At 63.7% G+C, this 18,561-nt stretch carries 16 protein-coding genes; 6 read left to right on the top strand and 10 right to left on the bottom strand.

Annotated elements, in window-relative coordinates; translation table 11 throughout:
• Positions 1-5: 5 nt before the first annotated feature.
• Genes PSH78_RS17395 through PSH78_RS17380 form a run of 4 tightly spaced genes read right to left on the bottom strand, consistent with a single transcriptional unit; the run spans position 6 to position 3,818 of the window.
• Positions 6-650 carry a CpsD/CapB family tyrosine-protein kinase gene (locus tag PSH78_RS17395; RefSeq protein ID WP_305495737.1) on the bottom strand — a complete coding sequence of 215 codons (645 nt, stop codon included), beginning with the start codon at positions 648-650 and terminating at the stop codon, positions 6-8.
• Positions 651-1,397 (bottom strand): sugar transferase, encoded by a 747-nt coding sequence (locus PSH78_RS17390; protein WP_305495735.1) that lies wholly within the window; start codon positions 1,395-1,397, stop codon positions 651-653.
• Positions 1,384-2,466: an NAD-dependent epimerase gene (locus tag PSH78_RS17385; protein ID WP_305495733.1), complete on the bottom strand. Its 1,083-nt coding sequence runs from the start codon at positions 2,464-2,466 to the stop codon at positions 1,384-1,386. The genes PSH78_RS17390 and PSH78_RS17385 overlap by 14 nt, the downstream gene beginning before the upstream one ends.
• Positions 2,463-3,818, bottom strand: coding sequence for a UDP-glucose/GDP-mannose dehydrogenase family protein (locus tag PSH78_RS17380; protein WP_305495731.1), 1,356 nt, complete (start codon positions 3,816-3,818; stop codon positions 2,463-2,465). Before PSH78_RS17380 ends, PSH78_RS17385 begins: the two co-directional genes overlap by 4 nt.
• Positions 3,819-4,195: 377 nt before the next feature.
• Here PSH78_RS17380 and PSH78_RS17375 point away from each other — a divergent pair, with 377 nt between their 5' ends.
• The 6 genes from PSH78_RS17375 to PSH78_RS17350 all read left to right on the top strand — a co-directional run bounded on the left by PSH78_RS17375 (position 4,196) and on the right by PSH78_RS17350 (position 11,027).
• Entirely contained in the window at positions 4,196-5,893 is a 1,698-nt protein-coding gene (locus PSH78_RS17375; protein WP_305495729.1) for a sulfatase-like hydrolase/transferase, read from the top strand.
• Positions 5,894-6,187: 294 nt separating this feature from the next.
• Complete coding sequence (locus tag PSH78_RS17370) at positions 6,188-6,856, top strand: ABC transporter ATP-binding protein (protein ID WP_305495727.1); 669 nt, start codon at positions 6,188-6,190, stop codon at positions 6,854-6,856.
• A complete protein-coding gene (locus PSH78_RS17365) occupies positions 6,853-9,324 on the top strand; it encodes an FtsX-like permease family protein (RefSeq protein ID WP_305495725.1) in 2,472 nt (823 codons plus the stop codon). Before PSH78_RS17370 ends, PSH78_RS17365 begins: the two co-directional genes overlap by 4 nt.
• Positions 9,314-10,384 carry a lipocalin-like domain-containing protein gene (locus PSH78_RS17360; protein ID WP_305495723.1) on the top strand — a complete coding sequence of 357 codons (1,071 nt, stop codon included), beginning with the start codon at positions 9,314-9,316 and terminating at the stop codon, positions 10,382-10,384. The genes PSH78_RS17365 and PSH78_RS17360 overlap by 11 nt, the downstream gene beginning before the upstream one ends.
• 65 nt (positions 10,385-10,449) lie before the next feature.
• Positions 10,450-10,692 (top strand): hypothetical protein, encoded by a 243-nt coding sequence (locus PSH78_RS17355; RefSeq protein ID WP_305495721.1) that lies wholly within the window; start codon positions 10,450-10,452, stop codon positions 10,690-10,692.
• Positions 10,693-10,856: 164 nt separating this feature from the next.
• A complete protein-coding gene (locus tag PSH78_RS17350; protein WP_305495719.1) occupies positions 10,857-11,027 on the top strand; it encodes a hypothetical protein in 171 nt (56 codons plus the stop codon).
• 175 nt (positions 11,028-11,202) lie between these two features.
• On the opposite strand, the gene PSH78_RS17345 is transcribed toward PSH78_RS17350, so the two are convergent.
• From PSH78_RS17345 to PSH78_RS17320, 6 genes are all read right to left on the bottom strand, one after another.
• Positions 11,203-11,721, bottom strand: a complete 519-nt coding sequence (locus PSH78_RS17345) for an Hcp family type VI secretion system effector (protein ID WP_305495717.1) — start codon at positions 11,719-11,721, stop codon at positions 11,203-11,205.
• Positions 11,722-12,021: 300 nt separating this feature from the next.
• Complete coding sequence (locus PSH78_RS17340; protein ID WP_370870956.1) at positions 12,022-13,398, bottom strand: VOC family protein; 1,377 nt, start codon at positions 13,396-13,398, stop codon at positions 12,022-12,024.
• Positions 13,399-13,486: 88 nt separating this feature from the next.
• Positions 13,487-14,707 carry a glycolate oxidase subunit GlcF gene (glcF, locus tag PSH78_RS17335; protein ID WP_305495715.1) on the bottom strand — a complete coding sequence of 407 codons (1,221 nt, stop codon included), beginning with the start codon at positions 14,705-14,707 and terminating at the stop codon, positions 13,487-13,489.
• On the bottom strand, positions 14,708-15,766 hold the full coding sequence (glcE, locus tag PSH78_RS17330; RefSeq protein WP_305495714.1) for a glycolate oxidase subunit GlcE: 1,059 nt from the start codon (positions 15,764-15,766) through the stop codon (positions 14,708-14,710).
• Positions 15,766-17,265 carry a glycolate oxidase subunit GlcD gene (gene glcD / locus PSH78_RS17325; RefSeq protein WP_305495713.1) on the bottom strand — a complete coding sequence of 500 codons (1,500 nt, stop codon included), beginning with the start codon at positions 17,263-17,265 and terminating at the stop codon, positions 15,766-15,768. Before glcD ends, glcE begins: the two co-directional genes overlap by 1 nt.
• A 157-nt stretch (positions 17,266-17,422) precedes the next feature.
• Positions 17,423-18,352, bottom strand: a complete 930-nt coding sequence (locus PSH78_RS17320; protein WP_305495711.1) for an alpha/beta fold hydrolase — start codon at positions 18,350-18,352, stop codon at positions 17,423-17,425.
• Positions 18,353-18,561: the final 209 nt, after the last annotated feature.

The following is an 18,561-nucleotide window of genomic DNA, read 5'->3' as shown; positions in this document are numbered from 1 at the left end:
CAGGCTTACAGGTTGTTGTAGAGCCACTTGGGCATGTAGTACTTGCGGCGATTGAAGACGCTGCCGACCACCTTCGCACCGGCCTGGGCCAAGCGTTGCCGGGCGGCCTGGGCGACTTCCCAGCGGGTGTCCTCGCCGCGCACCACCAGCACCACGCCGTCCACCTGAGTGCCCATGACCAGGGTGTCGGTGGCCGAATACACCGCGTCGGCGTCGATCACCACGAAGCGGTACTGCGCGGCCAGTTGCCTGAACAGCGGGCGCAGTCGCTCGGGGCTCAGGCGCTCGGCGTTATGGCCCAGGCGGCCGTTGGGCAGCACGTCGAAGGGCAGGCTGGAAACCTGCACCACGCAGTCCTGCAACAATGGTGGGGAAAGGCTGTTGAACAACAGGTCGCTGAAGCCGCGCTCTTTTTGCAGCGACAGCTGCTGGCTGAGGTTGCGCGGCGACCGGCTGGCGTCCACCAGCAGCACACGGCCGCTGCTCATCTGCGCCAACTGGGCGGCCAGCGCCATGGCGCTGGTGCTCGTGCCGGTGCCGATGTTCGCCGACGTCAGGAGCAGGATCCGCAAGGAAGGGTCGAGCACGGTCGAGGTCAGGTTGGTCTCGCTCGGGCTTGCTATGGTCAGGATATTCGTTGAACCGTCCATTTAACTCGCTCCGTGGCCGCTGAAGACTTTGAAAGGGGTGATCATCAGGATCTTCAAATCCAGCAAAAGGCTCTGCTCGGCGATATAGCTGAGGTCCAGTTCCACGCGCTGGTCGAAGTCGATATTGCTGCGTCCGGAGATCTGCCAGAGGCCGGTGAGGCCGGGGTAGATGCTCAGGCGCACCAAATGGTTGTCCTTGTAGCGGTAGGCGTTGAACGAGGTCGGCCGCGGGCCCACCAGGCGCATGTCGCCGGTCACCACGTTGATCAGGTTCGGCAATTCATCGAGGCTGCTGCGGCGCAGGAACCGGCCAATGGGGGTGATGCGTGGATCGTTGTCGATCTTGAAGTCGATGGCGTCGGCGCCGTGCTTGTTGAGGTGGCGCAGCGATTCTTTCAAGGCCTCGGCGTCGGCGACCATGGTGCGGAACTTGTACATGCCGAAAACGCGGCCGCGATAGCCGGTGCGTTTCTGCACGAACAGCACCGGGCCAGGGCTGGAGAACCTCACCAGCAGTGCCAGACCCAGCAGCAGCGGACTGAGCATCAGCAACAGGGCCAATGCGCCGAGGCAGGCCACCACCCGGTTGGTGCGCGAGACGGTCCAGGGCCGGCCGCCGTCGCGGCCGGTCATCCAGCCACGACCCTGGCGGTGGATAGCCGCGTCCAGGCGCCTGCGGTGCTCGGGGTCGACTCGTTTGTCGCGGCCGAGGGTCCGGGTCGGGATGTCTTGCTCATGTCGGGTCATAGACTCCTCCGTTGAGGTTGGGCCGCAAGCGTTCTGTCGCAAGCGGTGCGTGGGCGATGGGCGGTGCGTAGTAATCGAGGAACCAGTCGATGAAACGGCCGAGGCCTTCATCCAGTTCGATGCAAGGCTGGAAACCGGTGGCCCGGGCCAGGTCGCTGGCATCGGCGCAGGTGTTCAGCACATCGCCCGGTTGCAGGGGCAGCAGCTCGACTCGCGCGCTCCGGCCCAGGTGTTTTTCCAGCAGCGCCACGTAGGCCCGCAGCGTCACCGGATGCTGTCCGCCAATGTTGAAGACGCGCCACGGTGCCAGGCTGGTGGCCGGGTCCGGCTGGTGGCGATTCCAGTCCGGGTTTGCCAGAGGTGGGCGCTCGATCAGCCGGGCGATGCTCTCGATGATGTCGTCGATGCAAGTGAAGTCGCGCTCGTGCTGGCCATGGTTGAACAGCTTCAGCACCTGGCCTTCGGCAATGGCCCGGGCGAACTGGATCGGCGACATGTCCGGCCGGCCCCAGGGGCCATAGACGGTAAAGAAACGCAGGCCGGTGCAGGGGATGCCGAACAGATGGCTGTAGCTGTGGGCCATCAGTTCATTGGCCTTTTTGGTGGCCGCGTACAACGACAACGGATGGTCGACACCGTCCTGTACCGAATACGGCGTGCGCTGGTTGGCGCCGTACACCGAACTGGAAGAGGCGTAGATCAGGTGCCTGACCGGATGGCGGCGGCAGCTCTCCAGAATGTTCAGGAACCCGCTGAGATTACTGTCGACATAAGCCCGCGGATTTTCCAGCGAATAACGCACGCCGGCCTGGGCTGCCAGATGGATCACCACGTCGGGGCGATGGGACCGGAACAGTTGGTCGAGGGCCGATGCGTCGGTCAGGTCGATTCGCGCCAGGTGGAAGTCGCCGGCCTGGCCTTTGACCCAGGCCACGCGGTCGTGCTTGAGCTGCGGATCGTAGTAGTCGTTGAAGTTGTCCAGTCCGCACACGTCATGGCCGTCGCGCAGCAGTCGCAACACGCAATGGGCGCCGATGAAACCGGCCGCGCCGGTCACCAGGATGTTCACGCTTGTGGCCCTTGAACGGGCACGGTGTGGCGCAGCCCGATGCCGCGATACAGCAGCCCGGCGGCGGCCAGGTGTTCCGGGTTGTACAGGTTGCGACCATCGATGATGACCCGCGCGCGCAGCTTGCTCGCAAGCAGGTCGAAATCGACCACGCGAAAATTCTTCCACTCGGTGCAGATCACCAGGGCGTCGGCATCTTCCAGCGTGTCGTCGCGGGTAGCGCAAAGGTTCAGGTCCTTGCGATAGCCATAGAGGCGCCGGCATTCGGACATGGCTTCCGGGTCGTAGGCCTGGACGCGGGCGCCTTCGCGCCAGAGTGCCTCCATCAGGTAGCGGCTGGGAGCTTCGCGCATGTCGTCGGTGTTCGGTTTGAATGCCAGGCCCCAGATGGCAATCGACTTGCCGGCCAGGCCGTCGGGGAACTGCAGCGTGAGTTTTTCGAAAAGAATGTGCCGCTGGCTGTCGTTCACATCGGTGACGCTGCGCAGCAGGCGCAGTGGCATGCCGCTTTGTTCGGCGGTGTGCAGCAGGGCACGCAGGTCCTTGGGGAAGCACGAGCCGCCAAAGCCACAGCCGGGGTAGATGAAGTGGTAGCCGATGCGCGGGTCCGAGCCGATGCCCTTGCGCACGGCCTCGATGTCGGCGCCCAGGTGTTCGGTGAGGTTGGCCAGTTCGTTCATGAAACTGATGCGCGTGGCGAGCATGGCGTTGGCGGCGTACTTGGTCAGTTCCGCGCTGCGGTTGTCCATGAACATCAGCTTTTCGTGGTTACGGCAGAAGGGCGCGTAGAGCTCGCTCATCTGGTCGCGGGCCAGGGCGTCGACGGTGCCGACGATGATCCGGTCCGGGCGCATGCAATCGGCCAGTGCGCTGCCTTCCTTGAGGAACTCCGGGTTGGACACCACGCGCACATTCAGTTGTTGCAGGCCACGACGGGCCAACGCCTGGCGGGCGCATTCGGCGACCTTGTCGGCCGTGCCGACCGGCACGGTCGACTTGATGATCAGGGTGCGGTCGCTGTCCATGAAATCGGCGATCTGCCGGGTCACGGCCAGAACATGGCTGAGGTCCGCCGAGCCATCTTCATCAGCGGGCGTGCCGACGGCGATGAAGATCAGCTCGCCATGGTTGACCGCATCACTGGCCTGGCAACTGAACGACAGGCGCCCGGCCTTGATGTTGTCTTCGAGCAACCCGGACAGTCCCGGCTCGCTGATGGGCGGCACCGCCTGTTGCAGTTGCCGGATCTTGTTCGGATCGATATCGACACACAGGACGCGATGTCCGACGTCTGCCAGCGCCGCCGCTTGAATCAGCCCAACGTACCCCGTTCCAAATACGCTCACGTCCATTCTTGGCGCGCCTCGCAGACCCGTTGATGTAACTCGGATGAAACTGTTTAGAGGGGTATAGCGCAGCCTCAGAAAAGCGTGTCAGCAAAATGACAGTTGTCACTGTTGGCAAACTCGAAAGAGTAGGGCTTTTTGATATCAAGTCCTTGACGGAATTGGAAATGTGCCGTTTTTAAAGGGCTTCAAAGCAGTTTGAGTAGCCGATGAACGGTATTCATCCATAGATTTTTATATTTTTAGCGGTTATTAGGTGTCATTTTTGAGCTAACTTTTTTTTGACGCTGTAGCCGTTGATCGGCTTTCTTGCGCTTTGCAAACCCGCTGCTAGTGTGCAGAAACAAAGCCGTTTTCAACCGCCTCGTAACGCTGGGAAAAACATGGCCCGATACCTCAAGGAACTGCTACTGCTGCTGTACCTGCTCAGGGCACATGACTATTACCTCGACCGTCTGGCGGCGCTGGGTTTTGGCTTTGCAACGCTGCTGTTCGGCGCGATGTTCGTTGCGCTGGTGCTGGCTCTGTGGATAACCGCGTACATCCGCCAGGCATTGGTGCGGCATCTGTTTGCCCTGGCGATGTTTGCCTCGGCGGTGTTCTTCGAGGTCTACACGCGCGTAACCGACAGCTACCTGACCTACAGCCAGTTCGTGTCGATGGTGTATTCCGGCGGGTTCATCCAGGAGGCGGCTTATCAGTACCGCGAGGTGATCATCAGTGCGGTTGCGTGGGGCTTGTTGCTGTTGCTGGGAATCGGCCTGAAGCCTCGGCGTCATCTGCCGTTGCCCGGCTACGTTGCGATCAGCGCACCCCTGCTCGGCGTGCTACTGCTCAGTGGCGTGCTGTTCGTACGGGCAGGCGAGGGCGCGCGCGGTTTACCGATCATGTACACGCCGCTGGCCTATCTGAACCTGTTCATCTATGAAGCCCTGCACAACACTGTGGGTCCACGGGCGCCAGTCAGTCTCGTGCGGCAAACAACGGCAATCGGCCACGATATCGTGCTGATCATCGACGAAAGCATTAGCGGGAATTATCTTGATATCAACACGCCGTCCGGCGTCGCCACCGGCCTCAAGACCCCCCCTCCTGGGGTGGAAATCCTCAATTACGGCTACGCCGCCTCGATCGCCAATTGCAGCGCTGACACCAACGTTACGCTGCGCTATGGCGGCACCCGTGGCGACTACATGCGCATCAACAGCACCCAGCCGTCGATCTGGCAGTACGCCCGCAACGCCGGGTTGCGCACCGTCTATATCGACGGCCAGAACACCGGCGGCAAGCGGCAGAACCTGATGACCGAGCTGGAACAACAGGACATCGACGAATTTGTCCAGTTCGACCAGATTCGTGTGCGCGACCGTGACATGGCGGCTGCGGCGAAACTGATCGAGCTGATGGACAATGACCGGGCCGAACTGGTGGTGGTCAACAAAGTCGGCGCGCATTTCCCGGTCCACGACAAATACCCCGATGCTTTCATGACCTACCGTCCGGCCTTGCCGCGAGGGCAGTTCGAGGAGGTGGCCGACACCGGCCGGCGCGACGGCTTCAGTGGCGAAGCGAATGATTGGGTGCTGTATCGCAATGCTTACCAGAACACCTTGCTGTGGAACGTCGGCGAATTTTTCCAACGCCTGTTCCGACAGGGCACTCTCGACAATGCGGTGTTGATCTACACCTCCGACCATGGCCAGGACCTGCACGAACGCGGCAACCCCGGCCTCAACACCCATTGCGGCGGAGATCCGGTGGAAGAAGAAGGGCTGGTGCCGTTGCTGGTGATCCAGGGGAGCGGGGTGCAGACCCTCGATTGGCGCAGCGCCTGGGCGCAGAACAAGGACCGCTCCAGCCACTACAACATCTTTCCGACGCTGCTGCGCTTGATGGGCTACGAGTCGGCCGGCGTCACGGCGCTGTATGGAAAATCCCTCGACCAGCCGACCGAAGACGACTTCACCTTCAACTACCGTTTCAACGCGCGGCTGGGGGCCAAGCCGGCGTGGAAGCACATTGACCTGGGCAACATCGTCACGCCGAAACCGGTTCAGGGTGAAATGGCGGTGGGGCATTGAACTGGCGGGTGGGAAACCTGAATCCTCGGGGGCGCTGCATCAGTGGCTTTGGTGGCGACTGGTGCATCGCTATCGCGAGCAAGCTCGCTCCCACATTTGATTTGTGTTGAGTCAGATTCTGGATTCACTGGACTAACCTGTGGGAGCGAGCTTGCTCGCGATGGCGTCCGGTCAGCTTGCAATTCCCCTGGGCTTGCCGCTATTACAAACAAACCCGCATCACATGTTTTTGGAACTCTGCGCACAGCGCAACCTCCGCTATCCTGATGCCCTTGTCGATCAGCCGAGTTGCCCATGCTTGAGGTCCGAAACGTCTTCAAAAGCTACACCACGCCCCAGGGCCCCCTGGCGGTGCTGCAAGGTATCGACTTGACGCTGCCTCCCGGCAGCAGCCTGGCGCTGATGGGGGAATCCGGCAGCGGCAAGAGTACCTTGCTGCATCTGGTCGCCGGCCTCGACAAGGTCGATCGGGGCAGCATCCACAGCGCGGGGCACCGGCTCGAAGACATGAGCGAAAGCCAGTTGGCGAACTGGCGGCGCACCGAAATCGGCCTGGTGTTCCAGCAGTTCAACCTCATCAGCAGCCTTGCGGTGGAAGACAATCTCGCGTTCCAGGCGCGCCTGTGCGGTCGTTTCGACGCTACGTGGCAAGCGCATCTGGTGCAGCGGCTCGGGTTGTCGGAGCTGTTGCGGCGTTATCCCGAGCAGCTTTCCGGTGGTCAGCAACAACGGGTGGCCCTGGGCAGGGCGCTGGCTTCACGGCCGCCGTTGTTGCTGGCCGATGAACCTACCGGCAGCCTCGACGAAGCCACCAGCGATGAGGTGCTGCAATTGCTCCTGGAATTGCTCGATGGCAGCCCGACCAGCCTGTTGATGGTTACCCACAGCCAGCGGGTGGCGGCGCGCCTGGCGCATCGCGTGGTATTGCAAGGCGGGCGCCTGGCGCAAGCGGGCCCGGCGTGATGATCTTTCGCCAGACCCTCAAGGCGCTGCTCAGTCACTGGCGTCGGCACCCAGTGCAATTTTTCAGTGTGTTGACCGGGCTTTGGCTGGCCACCAGCCTGCTCACCGGCGTGCAGGCCTTGAACAGCCAGGCCCGGGACAGCTACGCCCGGGCCAGCCAACTGATCGGCGGCGAACCCCAGGCCAGCCTCAGTGCTCCCGGCGGGGGCTCGTTCCCACAGCAATGGTTTGTCGACCTGCGGCGTCAGGGCTGGCCCGTATCGCCGGTGTTGCAGGGGCGGCTGACGCTTGCGGGGCATGAAGACCAGCGCTTGCAATTGATGGGCATCGACCCGGTGTCGCTGCCGCCGGGTTCGGCCGTGGCGGGGCAAGCGCGGGAGATTGCCGAGGTGGTGGATTTCTTCACCGGGCCCGGTCGTACCTGGATCGCCCCGCAGACGTTGCAGGCCCTCGGGCTGAAGGTGGGCGACCGGCCCCGCAGCGCCGACGGCCAGGCCTTGCCGCCGCTGCAGGTACAGCCGGACATGGCGCCAGGCATGCTGTTGATGGACATCGGCTTCGCCCAGCAGCTCCTGGGATTGCCGGAGCAGGTCTCGCGATTGCTGTTGCCCGCGACGTTCACCGCGCCCTTGCCCGAGGCGTTCAACGGCCTGTTGCAACTCAAGCGCGCGGACGAGGAGAACAACTTGACGCGCCTGACCGAGAGCTTTCATTTGAACCTCGATGCGCTCGGGTTCCTGTCATTCGTGGTGGGACTGTTCATCGTTCATGCCGCCATCGGCCTGGCCCTGGAACAACGGCGCAGCCTCCTGCGCACCTTGCGCGCCTGTGGCGTCAGTGCGCGGGTACTGGTCGCCAGCCTGGCGCTGGAGTTGGGCGCGCTGGCCTTGCTCGGCGGGGTTGCCGGGGTGCTCAGCGGTTACTGGCTGGCGAGTCTGCTATTGCCTGATGTCGCGGCGAGCCTGCGCGGTCTGTACGGCGCCGAAGTGCCTGGGCAGTTGCACCTCAGCCTTTGGTGGTGGCTCGGCGGCGTGGGCCTGGGCCTGCTCGGTGCGTTGCTGGCCGGGGGCCAAAGCCTGTTGCGGGCGGCGCGCCTGCCCTTGCTGGCGCTGGCCAATCCCCAGGCCTGGCACCAGGCCCACGCGCGGTGGTTGCGGCGCCAGGGCGGGGTGGCGCTGTTGGCCGCGCTGATCGCCGTGGCGGCGCTGGTCTGGGGCGACAGCCTGGCGAGCGGTTTTGTCCTGATGACGGCGTTGTTGCTGGGCGCGGCGCTGGCGCTGCCGGTGTTGCTCAACGCTGTGTTGGACCGGTTGTTGCGCGGCAACCGTTCCGTGCTCGGCCAATGGTTCCTCGCCGATTGCCGCCAGCAATTGCCAACGTTGAGCCTGGCGCTGATGGCGTTGTTGCTGGCGCTGGCGGCGAATATCGGTGCCGGCAGCATGACCGCAGGTTTCCGCCAGACCTTCAGCGACTGGCTCGAACAGCGGCTCACCGCCGAGCTGTACATCAACCCACAGACCCCGGCCCAGGCAGGCGAGTTGTACGAATGGCTCAAGCAACAACCGAGTATCAGCGCCGTGCTGCCGAACTGGCAGGTATCGGTCCCTCTGCAAGGCTGGCCGACGGATATCTACGGCATCATCGATCACCCTTCCTATCGCCTGCACTGGCCCTTGCTGGAGGCGGCCGGTGAGCAGGCCTGGGACCAACTGGCCGGCGCCGACACGCTGATGCTCAGCGAACAACTGGCCCGGCGCCTGAAAGTGGAGGTCGGCGACCGGTTGACCCTGCCGACCCCACAAGGGCCATGGACACCGCGGGTTGTCGGGATTTATGCCGATTACGGTAATCCCAAGGGGCATGTGCTGATCAACGCCGATCACCTACTGGCGCACTGGCCGCAATTGACGCCAAATCGCTTCAACCTGCGCATCGAGCCGTCCGCCATCGGGCCATTGCTGGCGGCGTTGCAAAGCCGGTTCAGCCTGGATGACAGTCACATCGTCGACCAGGCTCGCCTCAAGGGCTGGTCGACCCAGGTATTCGAGCGCACCTTTGCCGCTACCGCCGCGCTGAACAGCCTGACCCTGGCGGTCGCCGGAGTGGCGTTGTTCATCAGCCTGCTGACCCAGAGCCAGAGCCGTCTCGGTCAGTTGGCGCCGTTGTGGGCCGTGGGGGTAACGCGTCGGCAACTGATGCTGCTCAACCTCGGCCAGACCTGGTTGCTGGCGCTGCTGACCTTACTGCTGGCCGTGCCGCTGGGCATCGCCCTGGCCTGGTGCCTGGATGCGGTGATCAACGTGCAGGCGTTTGGCTGGCGCCTGCCGTTGCGGGTGTTCCCGCTGCAATTGGCGCAGCTGCTGGGCTTGGCAATGTTCGCCACGCTGCTGGCGTCGGCGTGGCCGCTGTACGCGCTGTACCGCACGCAACCGGCGGATCTGCTCAGGACCTTTGCCCATGAAAATTAGAATCGGCCTGATGCTGCTGGCCTTGCTCGGCGGCTGCGACGACTCGTCGGCGCCGGAAAAAGGTTTTGCCGGCCTTGGCAACCAGGCCGTTGCATTTACGCCCGTGGTGCCCGGGCGCGTGTTCAGTTTTCCGGCCGATCATGGTGCCCATGACGGGTTTCGTATCGAGTGGTGGTATGTCACCGCCAATCTCAAGGATGCCGAAGGTCGGGATTTCGGCGTGCAGTGGACGTTGTTCCGCAGCAGCCAGGATGCCGCCCCCCAGGCCAGTGGCTGGCGTAACCAGACCATCTGGCTCGGTCATGCCGCGGTCACTTCCGCGACCGTCCAACATGCCGCCGAACGTTATGCCCGGGGCGGAGTGGGGCAGGCCGGAGTGCGCACGACCCCGTTCGATGCCTGGATCGACGATTGGCAATTGACCACCCGAAGCGCGGGCACCGATCCCTTGGCGGCGATGCAGCTCAAGGCGCGGGATGCACGTTTCGGCTATGAGCTGCAACTCACTTCGACGCGCCCGCTGGTCCTGCAAGGCAACCAGGGTTTCAGCCAGAAATCCGAGCAGGGCCAGGCGTCGTATTACTACAGCCAGCCTTTCTTCCAGGCCAACGGCCATCTGGAAATCGATGGCCAGCGTTATCAGGTCAGTGGTCCGGCCTGGCTCGACCGGGAATGGAGCAGCCAGCCGCTGACCGAGAACCAGACCGGATGGGACTGGTTTTCCCTGCATCTGGATAATGGCGAACACGTCATGCTCTACCGCATGCGGCACAAGAAGGGCGCGCCGTACCTCACCGGCACCTGGATCGATGCCCAGGGCCAGGCAACGACTCTGAGCGCCAGCGAAATCAGCCTCGAACCGCTGGACACCGCCGAGGTTGCGGGACGCTCGATGCCGGTGCGCTGGTCGATCAGGATTCCCACCAGGCAGCTCGAGATCACCACTCAGGCGCTGAACCCCGCTGCCTGGATGAACCTGCGTATTCCCTATTGGGAAGGGCCGGTGCAACTGAGCGGCAATCGTGGCGGCATCGGCTACCTGGAAATGACCGGCTACTGACAATCACCGGAACTCCCGACATTCGTCGCCTCTCATACTTTATGAATGCCTCGCGGGAGCCCCTCATGAGCGATGACCTCAAACCTCCGTCGCTGGCCGACTGGCAGCGGCTGTTCGACGACAAAGCCTACTTCCAGCAGTCGCCCGACGCTCATTTCACCGAGCTGATGCGGCTGGCCGACGACCTGTTTGGCCAGGGAGCCATTGACCTGGACCGCTGGCAGGCGCTGAAGACCAAGGCCGAGGAACTGCACCAGCGCTCGCCGGATGCGAATGTGGCGGAGGAAGTGGCCGATCCTGACGCCTGATTCTTCGTGGGCTGCCTTCGCGAGCAGGCTCGCTCCCACAGGAGAACGCGTTTCAGTGTGGGAGCGAGCCTGCTCGCGAAGAAGACCACCCGGTCCTGGATGACAGCCCTCGCCGCCATCCAACCAAACGCCAGCCACTGGCACCACCACCCAAGGAGTCCACCATGAAGACCGGTCCCGATCAGACGCAACACAACCCCGACGAGCCGGCTCTGCCCGGCGAAGTGGAGCGAGACAACGACGCGCTACGGCCGAACGACCCGGCCAAGCGAGAACAGCAAGGCAATGCCGAGGCGCAGGAAACCGATGCGCAAAAAACGGCACGGCGCGATTGAGTCCTTGGTGGCGAGAAACAAGGTCCCTCGCTACGCTACGTGAATAATTATTTAAGCGGGCCTCACGGACAGCCCCGGCAAGCTCCACTATCATTGTTTTCGTTCGCCCAGTGCCAGGCTCTTTACCAGTGCATGGAATGCCGAGGCCGTCACACTGGGCGAACACCTGCATGACTCAGCCCGCTGTCGGGGTGCGCCAGTCATCCGAGCCCGAAGTGCCGCTGACTTCGTGAGTCCAGGTGATCTTCCGATAGCTGAAATGAACATCCTCCAGATGGGTGAAGTGGCTGTTACCCGGGTCCTGGCAGTTGAGCATGTAGTCTTTCATGTCGACAATGATCGCGTCCTCCAGGGTGGTGGTGTAGTAGTGCTCCTGGGTGCCTGCGGCCGATGTGCGGTACCACTGGATTTCCACCTTCGTCAGGCGTTCGCCGCTGGTCAGGGCTGCCAGCAGCAGGGGCGAAGCCTTGTCGAAGACTTTGGTGATGACCAGCGGCTTGTGCACGCGCTGGCCGGTTGGCTGGCCCGATTGAGGGTCGCGGGGGATGTTCACCTGATGCTCGAAGCCCTGCACCATGACCTGGTCTTCATGACCTTCCTGATAGGTATTGCCAACCGAGTCGGCGGTGAACGCACCGGCAGTGATCAGGCCTTGTTTTTCACTGGTGACGGACATGTAAGCGGGGGTAGCCAATGGATGCTCTCCTTCCTGGATAAACTGAGAAGCCCCGGGACGCGAATCGTCCTGAGGCGGTCTGAGCGTTATCAAGAGCCGTGCCATCGACAAGAAAATACAGCCAGATCAAGGCATTAGCTTGTTTTCGGGGCGAACGTCGGGTCACGCGCCCGGCAAATCACGCAAACGGCTGCACGCTGCGTCGCATTGATCTGCCCACGCACCAGGCACCGTGTTGCCGGGAGCAAGGCGCGTAAGTCGAGCGGATGCTGCTGTCGGACTTGCGCAACTTGCTGCTTCTGCTTCCTGCGCTGGTTTTCAGAGCCCCAGCGTGTGCAGACATTCATCGACGGAGCGCTGCTGCGTCTCGGCATACAGCCCCAGTTCATCGATGGTCGGCCGCCCCAGCGCCGTTTCGAAGGCATGCCGATTGGACTGTCCGGCGTAGTGATTCTGCGCGGCATCGCCCAGGTTCGACTGGAAGATGCCGGCGGCGCTGACCGGAAGAAAGTCTTCGTACACCAAGGGTTCGGCGCGCAGGTATTGCTGCTCAAGCAAGTGTTCCAGCGAGCTCGACCGTTCAATCGCGCCCTTGGCGGCCAGCCCCGCTGGCGTCACGAAATAACGAAAGTACGCCAGCGCTTGTCGGCGCAGTTCGTCGAGGGTGTCAGGGAAGTCGGCGAAGTGTTCAGCCATCAGCGTGTTGTAGCGTTCGGCATTGGCCTCGTTGGGAAATGCGCCCAGGGCGTCCCGCGCCGCATTCAGCAGTTGGTCGTAGAGCGCCCGGCCCTTGGGCGTGAGGGCCGCGCCGCGTTGCTCGATTTCGCCAAACCGGGCGCTGTGGCTGCCTTGGGATTGTGGTTGGTCGGTGAACGCGACGGGTTCATCGAGCGCCTTGAAACTGGTCTGGCGCAGCAGGATCGGGCATTGGCGACGTGGCGGGCCTTCGATTACGGCCTTGGGCGTGATGCCGTGCACCGGCATCTGGGCCTGGACAATGTCGATGTCCAGGGTGCGCGGCGTCAGGTGATTGATATGCGGACCCTTGAACGCCACCACGTCGGCGATCAGCCGGTGCTGGGCGCTCAGTTGGCGGTATTGTTCGGCGGTGACGGTGGCGCTGTGGTGCCAGCGAAAGGTTTCCAGCGCTTGCAACACGAATTCCTCGGCCTGGGGCTCGGTCAGGCCGCCCTGGCGTTCGGCCAGCTCGATGAGTTCAAGGGCGCCGGGGGTAAAGATCTGCCGTTTGCCCAGCACCGATTCGGCAAAGGCCCGAAGCTCGGTGTTTTCAATCAGTTCCAGGCGCAACAGCGACGTGAACACGCGAAAGGGGCTGACTTGCAGTGCGGTTTCATGCACGGCGCGAAACGCCGTGGAATGCACCGGCACCCCGGCCGGCGTGAGGTCGTAATAGCCCACCGGCTGCATGCCCATGACCGCGAACAGCCGACCCAGCATCGCCAGCTCGGCGGCGGTGCCGACGCGGATCGCGCCATGCCGTTCCAGATCCAGGCGCTGCAGTTCGCCGGTGTTGCGCAGGTGTTCGGCCAGTTGTGGATCGTTGCCCAACACGCGGGCGTTGGTTTGCTCCACCAGGTTCATCAACGCGCCGTACAGCGGGACTTCGTCGCGGTACATGTCGGACATCGCCCTGGAGAAGCGTTGGCGGATCAGGTCGGGGCTGACGAAGCTCATCGTGGGAATTCCTGGCGAGGGCTGTGGGAAAGATGGACAAAAGATCGCAGCCTTCGCCAGTGTCGGCAAACGAAGAATCTTCACGACTTCATTCTGCCAGGGACTGATCCACCAGCTCGATCCAGTGCCGCACGGGCGTGCGACCAGCACCGTCAAGGTGGCTCTGGCAGCCGACATTGGCGGTGACGATCAACTCCGGCCGGCCGCTTTCCAGCGCGTTGAGACGGTTGTCCCGCAATTGTCGCGCCAGCGCCGGCTGGGTCAGCGAATAGGTCCCGGCCGAGCCGCAGCACAGGTGGCCGTCGGGCACCTCGGTGAGGTTGAAGCCCAGCCGTGTGAGCAGGGCTTCGACGGTGCCGCCGAGTTTTTGCGCGTGTTGCAAGGTGCAGGGGCAATGGACGGCGATGCGTTGATCCCTGGCGGCGCAGATTTTTTCCAGCGGTTCGTTGCCGAGTACCTCCACCAGGTCCAGCGCACGTTCGCTTACGTGTTTCGCCTTGGCGGCATAGGCGGGATCGTGTTCCAACAGATGCCCGTAGTCCTTGATAAACGCGCCGCAGCCGCTGGCGGTCTGGACGATCGCCTCGGCGCCGTCCTGCAGGTGCGGCCACCAGGCGTCAATGTTGCGCCGGGCGCGGTCCAGCCCGGTGGGTTGAGCGTCGAGATGATAATCCAGCGCGCCGCAACAGCCGGCTTCAGGGCTGGCAACGACGCTGATGCCGAGCCGGTCCAGCACCCGGGCGGCGGCCGCATTGGTGTTGGGCGACAGGCCCGGCTGCACGCAGCCTTCAAGCATCAGCACGCGGCGCGAATGCCGCACGGCCGGGCGCGTGCCGGGGGACGCCGCCGACCGTGGAAACTTGGCCTCCAGGTTCGCCGGCAGCAGCGGGCGGAATAGCGTTCCCAGACGCAGCAGATTCTTGAATCGTTCGGGACTCGTGGCCAGGCCCCGCAAGCCGAGACGCAGGGCGCGTTGGCCGGCGGGGCGGGGCACGGCCGCGTCGACCACGGCCCGGCCGATGTCCAGCAGGTTGTGATAGTCGACGCCGGACGGGCAGGTGGTTTCGCAGTTGCGGCACGACAGGCAGCGATCCAGGTGCAGTTGGGTGCTGGCGGTTGGCGGCTGGCCTTCGAGCACCTGTTTGATAAGGTAGATGCGTCCGCGCGGGCCGTCCAGTTCATCGCCGAGCAGTTGGTAAGTGGGGCAGGTGGCGTTGCAGAAGCCGCAGTGCACACAACTGCGCAGGATCCGTTCGGCCTCTTCGGCGCGAGGCAGGCGTTGGCTTTTTTCACTGAACCGGGTCTGCATCTAGAACTCCGCGTACATTCGGCCAGGATTGAACAGTCCCTGGGGATCAAGCTTCGCCTTGAGTTGACGGTGGTAGCGCAGCAGCGCCGGGGCCAACGGTTGGAACGGCGTTGAGGTAGCGCCAGGACGATAGCAGACGGCATGGCCGCCCCATTCCCGCGCCAGGGCCTGGACCGTATTGGCGTCGGTTTTCAGCCAGCGCTGCGCGCCCGCCCAATCGATCAGTTGCGCACCGGGCAAGTCGAGCGGGCTGGTAGCGTTGGGCAGCGACAGGCGCCACAGGGGCAGGTCTTCAGCGAAGAACGGCAGGCGATGTTCGTTCAGCTCGGTCCAGTATTGATCGTCGATGGCTTCGCCGCCCAGGCGCTGATGGGCCGCGCTGACCGAACCCTCGCCGCCTTCCAGGCGCAGGCGCAGACAATCGCCGTCGTGGCTGGCGGCGCTGATGGGCAAGGGTTGTCGGCCCCATTCGGCGAGTTTTTCCAGGGCTTCGCGGCTGTCCATTTCCAGGCGGATGCTCAAGCCGTGGCGGGGCTTGGGCAGCACTTTCAAGGACACTTCGGTGATCACCCCCAGACAGCCGAAACTGCCGGCCAGCAGGCGCGACAGGTCGTAGCCGGCAACGTTTTTCATCACCTCGCCGCCGAAGCGCAACAGGTTGCCGTGGCCGCTGATCATCCGCGTGCCGAGCACAAAGTCGCGCACCGAGCCGGCCCACGGACGGCGCGGCCCCGACAATCCGGCGGCGACCATGCCGCCCACCGTGGCGTCCGCGCCGAACGCCGGCGGCTCGCAGGGCAGCCGCTGCCCGGCGGCGTCCAGCGCGGCCAACAGTTCCCGCAGCGGGGTGCCGGCGCGGGCGGTGATGACCAGCTCCGTGGGGTCGTAGTCAACGATGCCGCGATGCGCACGGGTGTCCAGCACCTCGCCGGCCACCTGGCGTCCCAGGAACGCCTTGCTGTTGGAGCCCTGGATGCGCAGCGGCGTATCGCTCGCCCGGGCGCGGTTGACCTGCTCCAGCAGCAGCTCGCTGGCGTCGCGGTCGACTTGCGCGGTCATCAGAATCGCTCCAGTTCAGGAAACGGCAATTGCCCGCCATGGATATGCATCGCGCCGAACTCAGCGCAGCGGTTCAGGGTTGGTATGTTCTTGCCGGGGTTGAGCAGGCCAAGCGGATCGAACGCGGCTTTCACCGCGTGGAACAGCAGCAGTTCGTCGCTGTTGAACTGCGTGCACATCTGGTTGATTTTCTCCCGGCCGACGCCGTGTTCACCGGTGATGCTACCGCCCACCTGGACGCACAGTTCGAGAATCTTCCCACCCAGGGTTTCGGCGCGCTCCAGCTCGCCCGGCTGGTTGGCGTCGAACAGGATCAGCGGGTGCATGTTGCCGTCGCCGGCATGGAATACGTTGGCCACCCGCAGGCCATGTTCGCGGCCCAGGCTGGCGATGCGCTGCAAGACCTCGGGCAATGCCCGCCGGGGGATGGTCCCGTCCATGCAGTAATAGTCCGGCGCCAGGCGGCCTACCGCCGGAAACGCATTCTTGCGTCCGGCCCAGAACCGCAGGCGTTCGGCCTCGTCCCGGGCCAGGCGCACCTCGGTGGCACCGGCCCGTTGCAGCACCTGGCGGACCCGTTCGCAGTCATCGTGGACATCGGCCTCGACGCCATCGAGCTCGCACAGCAGGATCGCTTCGGCGTCGACCGGGTAGCCGGCGTGGATGAAATCCTCGGCGGCGCGGATCGCCAGGTTGTCCATCATTTCCAGGCCGCCGGGAATGATCCCGGCCGCGATGATCTCGGCCACCGCCCGTCCGGCCTTGTCCACCGAATCAAAGCTGGCCAGCAAGACCTTGGCGACCTGGGGGCGAGGCAACAGCTTGACGGTGACTTCGGTGATGATCCCCAACAGGCCTTCGGAGCCGGTGAACAACGCCAGCAGGTCCAGGCCTGGCGAGTCCAGGGCCTCACTGCCCAGCACCAGGCGTTCGCCTTCGATGGTGAGGATTTCCAGCTTCAGCAGGTTGTGCACCGTCAGGCCGTATTTCAGGCAATGCACGCCACCGGCGTTCTCCGCGACGTTGCCGCCGATGGAGCAGGCGATCTGCGAGGAAGGGTCCGGCGCGTAGTACAGCCCGTACGGCGCCGCCGCCTGGGAAATCGCCAGGTTGCGCACCCCTGGCTGCAGGCGCGCGGTGCGGGCGTCGGGGTCGACGTGCAGGATCTGGTTGAAGCGCGCCATCACCAGCAACACGCCGTTTTGCAAGGGCAGGGCGCCACCGGACAGGCCGGTCCCGGCGCCCCTGGCCACCACCGGCACATGCTGTTCATGGCACAGCTTGAGCAAGGCCTGCACCTGCTCGACCCGCCGCGGCAGCACGACCAGCAGCGGCGTGGTCCGGTAGGCAGACAGCCCATCGCATTCGTAGGGCCTGAGGTCTTCATCGCGGTGCAGGATATCCAGGTCCGGAATACGTGCCTGCATGGCGTCGAGCAAGGCCTGCTTGTTCACGTTCGGCAGCGGGCCGTCGAGCTGCTCGTCGTAGAGGATGTTCATGGCAATCAGATACCTCTGAGTCGGCGCGGAACCCCTGTGGGAGCGAGCTTGCTCGCGATGGCGGCGGGTCAGCTTGCATCAATGTTGGATGTGCCTGCGCTATCGCGAGCAAGCTCGCTCCCACAGAGTGGATTTACTTGAGTACTCGTTATTGTTTTCACTGCCCCAACCCCTTCAGAAAATCCCGGTACAACGCCGCAGTCTTGCGCGGTTTTTCAACCATCGGCATATGCCCGACCCCGTCCCAGATTTCCACCCTGAGGTCGGCGATGCCCTTGCTCCATACCGGTACGCTGCTGACGTCGATCAACCGGTCCTTGCGCCCCCAGAGTAGCAACGAAGGGGCGCGGATGTCGGCCAGGCGCGGTTCCATTGGTGGGCTGGCGCGTAAATCGACGAAGATCTCCGCCAGTTCCTCCCGGCGCTGTTCATAACGCTCGGCCAGCGCCGCCAGCACCACACTGGGCAGCCAGGGCGGCGAGGCCATGGTCATGGCGTAGAACGGCGCGAAATCGTCTCGAGAATCAACCAGGAACGGGTTGTGGCCGGCGGCCAGGTGGCGTTCCATGTCGCTGGGTTCGGGGGCGGTGACCCCGGCCGGATCGATCAGCGCCAGGGTCAACACCCGCTCAGGCGACGTCGCCGCCAGCCAGGCTGCGAGGTAACCACCCATGGAGTTGCCGATCACATGGACCTTGTCCAGGCCACAGGCATCGAGCAATTCGATCACTCGCCGCGCCTGGGTCGGGATGTCATAACCGCCGCCGGCCTTGAAGCCGGTTTCGCCATGGCCGGCCAGGTCGGGAATCACCACCCGGTAATCGCCGACAAAATGCCGGGCGAAGCGCAACCAGAGGTTCTTGTCGGCGCTGTAGCCATGCAGCATCAGCACGCTGCCGGACGCTTCATAGGGCCCGCCCTGCCAGGTCGACACCGTCATTTCGCTGATGGGCACGGTAATCTTGTGCAGCCGGTAGAGACGCGCTTCCAGGGCCATGCCCAGGTCATACAGCACATGGCCGATGCCCGGATACGTCAACCAGCTCCAGGCGATGAACACCGCAAGGACCACCCACAACACCAGCATATGTTGCCTCCATACCAAGACAAGGCGATCGAGACCCCGTACCAATGAATTTCCCTTTTTCATGTATAGCCAAAATCCGCGGGGAGCCACGTTGATCGGTCGGAATAAATGCCCTTGTATCGATAAAGGCTATTTGACGAGCAGCGGACGCAACCGGGTTGTCTGTCAGCGACATCGGCCGGTGCTGGAGGCGTCCGCGGTCTAGAGCC

It is taken from the genome of Pseudomonas sp. FP198 (assembly GCF_030687895.1).
Taxonomy (GTDB): domain Bacteria; phylum Pseudomonadota; class Gammaproteobacteria; order Pseudomonadales; family Pseudomonadaceae; genus Aquipseudomonas.
The sequence above is the reverse complement of the archived record's forward strand: the minus strand, read 5'-3'. Positions and strand labels throughout refer to the sequence as shown.